Genomic DNA, 9,243 nt, shown 5'->3' with positions numbered 1-9,243 from the left:
ATCATCTGACGACGGACACGCGCCTACAACCGCCGTTTCCTGCAGATGTGCTCGCACTACCTCGTCGATCCGGTCGCCTGCACGCCGGCCTCGGGCTGGGAGAAGGGGCAGGTCGAGAACCAGGTCGGGCTGGTGCGCGAGCGCTTCTTCACCCCGCGCGTCCGGGTGAAGAGCTACGAGGAGCTGAACGCGCTCCTGCTCGATGGGGTGATCGCCTACGCCAAGGCGCATCCTCATCCCGAGGAGCGCGAACACACCGTCTGGGAGCGGTTCGAGGCCGAGCGGGAAGCCCTCGTTCCCTACGCCGGTCGCTTCGACGGATTCCACGCCATCACCGCTTCGGTGTCCACGACCTGCCTCGTGCGCTTCGACAACAATCGCTACTCGGTCGCCGCCTCGGCCATCGGTCGGCCGGTCGAGGTGCGGGCCTACGCCGGGCGCGTCGAGATCCGGCAGGACGGGCGCATCGTCGCCGAGCACGAGCGCGCCTTCGGCCGGGATCAGACCGTGTTCGATCCCTGGCACTACGTCCCCGTGCTGGCCCGCAAACCCGGCGCGCTCCGGAACGGCGCACCGTTCAAGGACTGGGTGCTGCCCGCCGCCCTCGACCGGGTCCGACGCAAGCTCGCCGGCAGTGCCGGGGGTGACCGGCAGATGGTGGAGATCCTCACCGCCGTGCTCGCCGACGGGTTGCCGGCCGTCGAGGCGGCCTGTGCCGAGGCCCTGCGCGAGGGCGTCCACTCGGCCGACGTCGTCCTCAACATCCTCGCCCGGCAGCGCGAGCCGACCACGCCCGTCACCATCCTGACGCCCGAGAGCCTGCGGCTGCGCCACGAGCCGGTCGCCGATTGCGCCCGCTACGACAGCCTGAGGAGAGCCCTATGATGGAACGCCAGCACATCCTCGCCACCATGGGCGAGCTCAAGCTCTTCGGGATGAAGGCCGCCTACGACGAGATCATCAAGATCGCGGTCAAGCGCACCCACGAGCCGCAGCAGATCGTCGGCGACCTGCTCCAGGCCGAGATCTCCGAGAAGCAGGCACGCTCGATCCGCTACCAGATGACGATCGCCAAGCTGCCCCTGGCCAAGGACATCGCCGAGTTCGCCTTCGACGGCACTCCGATCAACGAGGGGCTGGTGCGTGATCTCGCCGGCGGCGAGTTCCTGGCGCATCAGCGCAACGTCGTGCTCGTGGGCGGCACCGGCACCGGCAAGACCCACCTCGCCATCGCCATCGCGCGGGCCTGCATCCGAGACGGCGCACGGGGCCGCTTCTACAACGTGGTCGATCTCGTCAACCGGCTCGAAGCCGAGGCGCGCGCCGGCCGGCAGGGGCGCATCGCCGACCATCTCGCCCGGCTCGATCTCGTGGTGCTCGACGAACTCGGCTACCTGCCCTTCGCGCAGTCGGGCGGCCAGCTCCTGTTCCACCTGATCAGCAAGCTCTACGAGACCACCTCGATCGTGGTCACCACCAACCTCGCCTTCGGGGAATGGCCGAGCGTGTTCGCCGGCGATGCCAAAATGACCACGGCGCTGCTCGACCGGCTCACCCACCATTGCGAGATCGTCGAGACCGGCAACGAAAGTTGGCGCTTCAAGAACCGCGCCTGAGGCCGGCGCACACGTCCCGCCTGCTGGACCCCTGATCAGCCCGGCTGCGCCACCCCGACCCGCTTCGCCGGGCTGATCAGGGGCGTCCCGCCATACCCATCCAGGGGGTCAAAGTTCGACGCCGATCCAGGGTCAATGTTCAACGCTGTTTGACAGCATCGCTTTGCAAGAGCGGAGACGCCTTGTAGGTCGCTGTCGTTCAGGCCTACGCCTCCGGCTGTATCCCCTTTTCACGCCGGAAGGCACCGAGGAAGCGAGACAGGCTGGTGACGGCACCATTCCCCTCTGGCGCCGACTTGGCGGCCTCCGGAGCTGCTTGATCATCGTCACCGTCGGCGAACTCGTGTAGCACCTGCTCCATCAGCGGTGGCCAGGGGACCGCATGATCCTGCAGCAGCTGCGCGGCGCCTGCGAGCGCGGTGATCTGCTCCGGTAAGATCTGGCGCCCGGCGATCCGCGCGTTGAGAATGCGGTCGGAGAGCGCCGCGCCCAGGTCTGCGACCTGAGTCAGTTTTGCGGCCTGGGGGGCAGGATTCGTCTCACTCATAAGTTCGCCCTCGAAAATGCCTCTCGATAGCGAATATAGCAGTTACCCATGAGTAATCAGTGAAGAGCTGGCTCATCAGCGAACGAACGGATGCCGTTCTCCGCAACGGCAAGCTCAAACGCCTCATAGGCATCCTGGTCATCGGCGAAGGTCGTATCCCATACGGTATGTCCCCCCTCGTGATCGACGACCTCCAACGTCCACTCGTCGTCAGTGCCTGCGAACCGGCAGATGTGAACCTCGACCGTCACACCATCGAGGGTGATCCGACCTGATAGCGGGGAGTGTTCAAGCTCGCGCTCCGCGACGCTGGCCATCACTGCTACCTCGACATGCTCCGGAAGACGCATTCGCTCCCCGTGTCCTCAAAACCACCGGGACAGGTCCGGACGCAAGCACCCGCTGCCAACTTGTAGCCGGGTGGGCACGCCGAAGCCTGTGCGAGAACTTTCCCTGGACTGAAGGCAAGCAGCGCTACCAAGACAGCGATCGACATCCTCACGTCAGATTGCCCCTCGCTTGAGCCTCGGCCAGCAAGCTGACCCTGCCCCCATCGACTGCCTCGCTGACGGCGCGGTAGGCCTCCTGATCCGTGGCAAAGCGCTCGGTCCACGCGATGCATCCGAAGCTTTGATAGACGATCTCCAGCCTCCAGGGATCCTGCGTGCCCGCGCGCCGATAAATCTCCACCTCGAACGTTACGCCGTTGCGAGTGAACCAGCCCGACAGGGGAGAGTGCTCGAAGTCGCAGTCCTCGTCGTCCACCGCCGCCTCCGCTGGTTCGCGCCTTCAGGGGATCCGAGACGGAGGGCGTAGCCCTGGCTCAAGGCTGCTGGTCAACACGCCGCCAGGTCCAGACCTACCAAGGGTGTCGTCGGATCAACAGCCCCGACACGCGGGCCGCGGATGTTTGAGTCCTACAAAGTCGATTTAGCGTAGTGCGTTAGCACCATATCGCTCTAGGTTCGCAAGTTGCCACGGTCTTTGCCCGCCTGGACGAATTGCATGCTGCGCCTCCACACCGCCGAAGACCTCGGCCAGGCCGGCTCACTCGCTTCGCAGCGCGGGATCGCCGCCTATGACCTTTCGCCCCTGGCACGAGGCGACGCTGCTATCGCCGACGGCATCGAGAAGATCGGCGGCGCCAGCCTCGGGCTCGGGCTGGGCATAATAAAGGAGCGGAAGGACGAGGAGGTCTACGGCAAGGCACGTGCGGACGTGGCCTTCATCCCGGACCACATCGATCTGCTCTCGAAGCAGCGGGACGCCCCGTACGGCCCGACCTACGAGGCGGAATCGCAGTGCCTGCTCAAGGAGGCCGCTGCCAACATCAAGGATGATCGCGCCCACGACCTCTGGATGATGGACAGAGCCGGCTCGCTCGCCAACGGCCTAGCGACGGTGAAGGGTCTTGCAGACAGGCAGGCGGGGGATCTCGAAGTGGCGGACATCCGCAGGGCCGAGGATGCCGGCGTCCACGCCGTGGCCCAGGCCACGAACGAGGCCGACCGCGAGGCGATGATCCGTTCCGTCGGCGCCCGCTGGGACGAAGCGGCCAGCAAGGGCTATGTCACGGCGGCCGAGCGCGCCGTCGCAGCCGTGGCCCCGCAGCACGCTGCCCGCAACGATGCCCTCGATTAAGCCGGCAGGGACTACCAGGTCGCCGGCGAGACGGACCGGCCCGCCGCTCCGACCTTCCCGAGGTCGCATATCGAACCTTCAGCGCTTCCCGAAGGTCAGTGTCATCGCGCGGTTCCGGGAAACCGCGACGCCTATGCCGGACAGGCACGTCAGCATTGACGAGGCGAGGCTGCGCCCGGTCCTCGTGCGCCACGACGTGGCCGGCCGGCACTTTGCCGAGAAGGAGCACTGGGGCATAGAGGGCCGGCCCGACCTCATGGCTCGCCGGATCGACGAGGAGCTTGTCCAGCGTGCCGCCCAGACCGAGGCGGACAGGATGCTGATGAGCCAGCCCGGCCGGATGGACGCCATCAGGCGGCGGCAGCGGTTCGAGCAGGAGCGGGCCGCGCGGCGGCGGGCGTAGGCTTGCGAGCGACGGAAGACTGTAAGTGGTCCGGCGGCGCCTCAATGTCTTTCGATGAATGCGCCCGGTCTTTGCTGATTCAAGATTTGCTTGCCAAGTTCGAACAACATGAGATCTAACAATGTCTTTACGATGGGTGAGTCGAGCTTTTCAGCTAGTGGACGCACGGCAATAAGAGCGTCCACTAGTTTCTCCTGAACCTCGGCAGTATTGTGTTCAGGCGAGCCCCCGGTGCGCCGAGTGTCACTGATGTCCAAAGCAACCCCAAGGCAGCGCAATCCACGCCCTCTCAGATCCGTTTCAACTTGACCACGTGCGCTGATCCAGTGAGTCTGACCACTGACCCCCACGGTTCGGAACTCTGCCTCAAACCGACCGGCTGACTGATGCGCCTTGTGCACCAAATCAGCAACACGGTCGCGGTCTTCAGCATGGATACCGTCCAGGAACTCCAATACCGAGACGCCTTCATTCGCCCGCTCCGCATCGATCTTGAGGAGAACAGGTAACGTCCCTGAGAGTTCAACGATCTGAGTGTTCAGATCGGTCTCCCACATGCCGACGTATCCGGATGCGCCGAGCGCAGATTGGAAACTGGGGTTCACGGCAACCTCCGACACTGAAGACAATGGTCTATGACCGCAAACGAAACGGTGAAAGGCGCTGAAAACCGCCCAGTTCCACACAATTTGAGGTGGTACGTAACCGTACAGCAGGTGCAGAGGCAAGGCTGCTACGTTGTCTCGTCGTTGGCCAGCCAGCGTAGGCTTTCAAGCGCACGGCGACGGCCGTCCGGAGTCCTGATGGCCAACCAGAGCCGCAGGCATTCGCTTGTCTCACCGAGATGACCCGGAGGCTCATCGAGAGAAAACAAGCGCTCCGCTGGAATTTCGAGAACTTGGGCGATCCTCCGCATCGTGGCATTGGCGGAATTGGAGGGATCTTCCATGGTCAATCCTCGAAGAGGAGAAATTCGCTAGCGGTGGTGTCGGCGGGGGTGAAGCACATCGTCTCGGCAGGATGCAACCCTCGGATGATCCTTGGCTCGCCGATTCCTCACCACCATAGGCGCGAATGAGGCCATTTCGGGCTCATTCCATCATAACCAAAAGTTGCATAAGCAACCTTGTTGCGTCGGTCAGCGCCCACTCCGCAATGCAACCAGCGGATTAACATTCGACGTTTATGCCCCTTGGCATCAACCAGAAGTTGGGCCACATGAATTAGATTGCCCCGTTGGCTCTCGCAGAAGCGCGCTATCAAATGGACGACGTCCCTTGGCCTATCATCCTCAACTCGAACCGCATTCGAGAACTCAGATCTCTCAATATTCTTGATACTGAGCCGGAGCAGTCGTACGATGATCTTGCTGAGATTGCCCGGTTGGTATGCGGCACACCAGTCGCTAATGTTTGCTTGGTCAGTGAAGACCGTCAATGGTTTAAAGCATTTGTAGGAAGCAACGTTCGAGAAACTCCGGTCGAACAATCGGTTTGTGCCCATGCGCTCAATGAGGCAAGCGCGCTAATTATCAATGATTTGACGCATGATGAGCGTACACGCAACAACATTTTGGTGACTGGAGAGGCATCGCTTCGCTTTTATGCTGGGGTTTCTCTTAGGCTAGACTCGCATTTGGGTGTAGGGACTTTATGCGTTCTCGACACTCGGCCGCATCCGGACGGTCTAGCGCCTGCTCAAATCGAGGCTCTCGAAGCGCTTGGACGGCAAGCCACGATTCTTCTACAAGTTCGGCGCTTCCTTGCAGCACAAACCGAAGCCGAATTGAGCAGTCATTCGACAGGCCAGCCAATAGAGAATATTGCCGACGCTTTGATTTTGGCATATGAAACCAATAAAGTTGTTAAAGATCAATTTCTCGAAAAATTACTATACAGCGGCCTTACGCATGTCGCCCAGCGTATCGCACGTATGAAAAAATCGCATAAACCATCTGTGAACTGAAAATAAATTTCATTTCATTCTATCAGAGCCATCCGCACAGTGCGGGTCTGCGCGTCAAAGCTCTCCACGCGAGGGCCCTGGCGCCGCGACTCCTCCTCCCACTCGTCCAGCGCACCGTTGGCGCGCTCGGGCCAGTCGCCGATCGGCTCAAGGTGCACGGTCGTGCGAAGGCGCTGCTCCAGGTGCTCTGTCAGGATGGCGCGCGCTTCCTCGCTCATCGCCGGCCGCGCCCGAGGCGCGTATCGTTCGACGATCCTGGCAGCCCATAGGCCGGCCTCCAGACTGATTGCACCGGCAGTCATCGCTCTACACCCGCAAAAACCGTGCGCTGCTCGCGGAAGGCCGAGCGCGTCCTCTGACCGGCCATGGTAGTGGGCAACCACAGCGGGTTTTTGTGGAGCGTAACGGTGATCGAGGCAGCTAACCAAGCCATGAACGCGCTGGACGCCTATTGGGCCAGAAACGAATCTCCGGACCATCAGGTCATCGCCCAAATCCACCAGGCGCTGCAGGAGCGCGCCCCTGACTACGAGGACGACTGGAAGGCGCTGCTGGACGTCGCCATGGAGGATCTCAGTCTTCGGATCGCATGGCGAGAGGATGAAGTGCACGAGATCACGAAACGGCCTGTTTCGTCTTGATGCCCGGCCGGTAGCCCAGCGCGGCGCACAGCCTGTGGCACAATCTCGACACCGGCAGATCGTCGGCGCGAACGCGCGCGAATCACATGCCTCCGATTTGGTTTGAGCCACCCTCGCATTGATGGGGCACGATACGCCGCTATCGTGGTAGGGGGCACGCCGTTGAGCAAGAAGCCGTCGCTGGCGAACCGTGGATCGAGGCTCGCGCCTAAGGCGAGGGAGGATTTCGCGGCCGCACCGCTCGCGGCCGTGGAGGGCGCGGCGTAGACCGGAGCGGCTCCCGCACAGCCGCGCTGGGTCAAAAGACAGCCAGACGGTCGACGTGGCATCCTCGTGCGTGCCCAGCCCACGGCGTGGAAGACACTCAAGACCGGCGCCATCGTCCAAGAGATCACGCTGCCCGACATGATGTCTAAGGCAATTAACGGGGTACTGGTTTCGCCTATAGGTCGACCCATCCATGACCGTAGATGTGGCCGGGCTCTATTCATACCCTCCACGATCGCTCGCTGAATTGCACGGGCCGATACCCGCCGGTCTCGGGCTTCGGGGCCGGCGGCTTCACCGCGTGGCCCGGTCGCACGGTGTCAAGGAGCTGTCCGATAAGGCCGAGGGCGTCCGCCTGGTCGTCGTGGACGCCAGCGGGGAAGCGCAGCAGCTCCGCCTCGAAATCGACGCGCCACGGGGCGTCCTGCGGGATGAACAGGCTGCGCATCGACATGCGGGCGCGAATTGACTGCGCGCGCACCGCCTTGTCTCCCCGCGTCGGGAACTGTCGGCGGCGGGTGTAGGCCTGCGCTGTGCGGGCCGCCGATTCGATGAAAGGGCCGAGCGCGGCCTTGATCTGGCCGGTCTCCTCGGCCCACTCGAACGGCTTCCACTTCTTCACGAGGTCGCACCAGGCGGCGATCCACTCGGCGCTGTCGGCCTGCCGGCGCCAGAGGTCGAGCACGTACATGTTGCCCGCCGGATCGACGCCGACGACGATGTGCACGGTGTAGTCGCCACCATCGCGGGTCACGGCATAGTCGGACGCGCCGTAGACGCTCAGGGTCTCGCGCGGGGGGACCGTCGCCACGGGCGTGAGCCAAGTCCGTTCGAAGTAGCTGCCGCCGTCCGGGACCGGGTTTTGCTGGTAGAGGCTTGCCCAGGTGCGGGCGTCGCACTCCTCCTTCCGCTGGCGAAGCTGGGCGCCGTAGCCGTAGGCGTCGTCATCCCAGAGCATCTCGCCGGGCCGGCGGCCGAGGGGGTCGTTCAAGCCGGCTTCCGCCGGCAGGGACAGGATGCGGTAGGGACGGCGGATCGCGTCGAGCTGGCGGACGATGCGGCCGGCGAGGTCGTCGTCGTGCCAGCGGGTGTGCATAATGACGCGCTTAGACCCCGGCTTGAGGCGGGTGGAGAAGTCGTCGGAATACCAGTCCCAGACCCGGTCCCGAGCGCGCCGGCTCTCGGCGTCCTCACGGCTGCCGAACGGATCGTCGATGATGCCCAGATCCGCTCGAAAGCCGGCGATGCCGACGCCGACGCCGACGGCGTAGTATTCACCGCCGGCAGTGGTCGCCCAGCGGTACGCGGCGGCGCTGTCGTCGGACAGGTCGACCCCGAGTTCGCGCCGGTGGGCGATCACGAGGTTGCGCGTCTTGCGGCCCCAGCGTTCGGCGAGTTCGGCGCCGTGCGAGGCCGTGATGACGTTCCGGTCCGGGTTGCGGGCGATGAACCAGGCCGGGAACAGGTTGTTCACGTAGGTGCTCTTGGCCGAGCCTGGGGGCATGAACACCAGCAGGGTGTCCGGCCCCTCGTCGCTCTCCAGAAGCTCCAGTTCGGCGATCAGGCGTTCGTGGTGCGGGGCCGGGTTGAAGCCGGCCGCGACCGACCACGCGACCATCGAATCGCGGATTTCAGTGCGCTGTCGACGGCGCTGGGCCTCCTCGCGCAGGCGCTTCACCCTCTCGATCGATGCCGAAACGTCGAAGCTCTGCGGCAGCGGCGGCGAGTTCGGCTCGGAGCTCGGCATCGGACAGGTTCTCCACGGGGTCGACGGTGACGTGCTGGGTCGGCTTGCCCCAGGCTCGGTCGAGGAGGGTCGAGGCCGCCGTGACGCGGGCAGCGGCCGGGGCATTGTCGTTCTGCATGACGGCCGCCAGGGTCTCGATCGCCTCGCGCGTGTAGCCGCGGGCGAGCGCCTTGACGTCGTCAGGCAGGCGGGGGCGTCCGCCGGGGTTGCCGGTGGTGCCAGGTAGGAAGGGCTTGCCAGGAGGGGAGTTCGGCATGGTCAGCTCAACAAACTGTGAGAAAATATAGCATCAGCTATTTTGCGCTCAGAACAGCGGGCAGAACAGCAGGTTCGGGGTCGGACCGCGTCAGCGCCTTTGCGCCATCGGCGAGGCTATGAAGGGCGTCTACGGCGGCTTGCTCGCGTCGGGTCATCGC

Annotated in this window: 12 protein-coding genes and 1 pseudogene; 6 read left to right on the top strand and 7 right to left on the bottom strand. The window is 64.0% G+C overall.

Annotation, left to right across the window (positions count from 1 at the left end; translation table 11 throughout):
* Positions 1-12: 12 nt before the first annotated feature.
* Positions 13-885: pseudogene (locus COGEMETH_RS23785) on the top strand (Mu transposase domain-containing protein); the annotation flags it as partial.
* The gene (gene istB, locus COGEMETH_RS23780; RefSeq protein WP_283215045.1) at positions 882-1,616 is read left to right on the top strand and encodes an IS21-like element helper ATPase IstB; all 735 of its coding nucleotides are present in this window, start codon (positions 882-884) and stop codon (positions 1,614-1,616) included. The pseudogene COGEMETH_RS23785 and the gene istB, both read left to right, overlap by 4 nt.
* A 205-nt stretch (positions 1,617-1,821) precedes the next feature.
* Here istB and COGEMETH_RS23775 read toward each other — a convergent pair whose 3' ends face one another.
* The 3 genes from COGEMETH_RS23775 to COGEMETH_RS23765 all read right to left on the bottom strand — a co-directional run bounded on the left by COGEMETH_RS23775 (position 1,822) and on the right by COGEMETH_RS23765 (position 2,928).
* A complete protein-coding gene (locus COGEMETH_RS23775; protein ID WP_238185154.1) occupies positions 1,822-2,163 on the bottom strand; it encodes a hypothetical protein in 342 nt (113 codons plus the stop codon).
* Positions 2,164-2,219: 56 nt separating this feature from the next.
* On the bottom strand, positions 2,220-2,480 hold the full coding sequence (locus COGEMETH_RS23770) for a hypothetical protein (RefSeq protein WP_238185153.1): 261 nt from the start codon (positions 2,478-2,480) through the stop codon (positions 2,220-2,222).
* Between the two features lie 181 nt (positions 2,481-2,661).
* Positions 2,662-2,928, bottom strand: a complete 267-nt coding sequence (locus COGEMETH_RS23765) for a hypothetical protein (RefSeq protein WP_238185152.1) — start codon at positions 2,926-2,928, stop codon at positions 2,662-2,664.
* 240 nt (positions 2,929-3,168) lie between these two features.
* Between COGEMETH_RS23765 and COGEMETH_RS23760 the strand changes: the two genes are divergently transcribed.
* A complete protein-coding gene (locus COGEMETH_RS23760) occupies positions 3,169-3,804 on the top strand; it encodes a hypothetical protein (RefSeq protein ID WP_238185151.1) in 636 nt (211 codons plus the stop codon).
* A 133-nt stretch (positions 3,805-3,937) separates the two neighbouring features.
* Positions 3,938-4,207: a hypothetical protein gene (locus COGEMETH_RS23755; protein WP_238185150.1), complete on the top strand. Its 270-nt coding sequence runs from the start codon at positions 3,938-3,940 to the stop codon at positions 4,205-4,207.
* A 41-nt stretch (positions 4,208-4,248) separates the two neighbouring features.
* Here COGEMETH_RS23755 and COGEMETH_RS23750 read toward each other — a convergent pair whose 3' ends face one another.
* A complete protein-coding gene (locus COGEMETH_RS23750; protein WP_238185149.1) occupies positions 4,249-4,812 on the bottom strand; it encodes a PAS domain-containing protein in 564 nt (187 codons plus the stop codon).
* 658 nt (positions 4,813-5,470) lie between these two features.
* Here COGEMETH_RS23750 and COGEMETH_RS23745 point away from each other — a divergent pair.
* Positions 5,471-6,172 carry a GAF domain-containing protein gene (locus COGEMETH_RS23745; protein ID WP_238185148.1) on the top strand — a complete coding sequence of 234 codons (702 nt, stop codon included), beginning with the start codon at positions 5,471-5,473 and terminating at the stop codon, positions 6,170-6,172.
* 14 nt (positions 6,173-6,186) lie between these two features.
* Here COGEMETH_RS23745 and COGEMETH_RS23740 read toward each other — a convergent pair whose 3' ends face one another.
* Positions 6,187-6,390: a hypothetical protein gene (locus tag COGEMETH_RS23740; RefSeq protein WP_238185147.1), complete on the bottom strand. Its 204-nt coding sequence runs from the start codon at positions 6,388-6,390 to the stop codon at positions 6,187-6,189.
* Between the two features lie 189 nt (positions 6,391-6,579).
* Here COGEMETH_RS23740 and COGEMETH_RS23735 point away from each other — a divergent pair, with 189 nt between their 5' ends.
* On the top strand, positions 6,580-6,813 hold the full coding sequence (locus tag COGEMETH_RS23735) for a hypothetical protein (protein ID WP_238185146.1): 234 nt from the start codon (positions 6,580-6,582) through the stop codon (positions 6,811-6,813).
* A gap of 487 nt (positions 6,814-7,300) precedes the next feature.
* On the opposite strand, the gene terL is transcribed toward COGEMETH_RS23735, so the two are convergent.
* On the bottom strand, positions 7,301-8,758 hold the full coding sequence (terL, locus tag COGEMETH_RS23730; RefSeq protein ID WP_238185145.1) for a phage terminase large subunit: 1,458 nt from the start codon (positions 8,756-8,758) through the stop codon (positions 7,301-7,303).
* Positions 8,712-9,083 (bottom strand): hypothetical protein, encoded by a 372-nt coding sequence (locus tag COGEMETH_RS23725; RefSeq protein WP_238185144.1) that lies wholly within the window; start codon positions 9,081-9,083, stop codon positions 8,712-8,714. Before COGEMETH_RS23725 ends, terL begins: the two co-directional genes overlap by 47 nt.
* Between the last annotated feature and the right edge of the window lie 160 nt (positions 9,084-9,243).

The sequence above is a fragment of the Methylobacterium trifolii genome (genome assembly GCF_022179685.1).
GTDB classification, from domain to species: Bacteria; Pseudomonadota; Alphaproteobacteria; order Rhizobiales; family Beijerinckiaceae; genus Methylobacterium; species Methylobacterium trifolii.
Note: the sequence above shows the minus strand (reverse complement) of the source record. Positions and strands in the feature narration are given on the sequence as shown.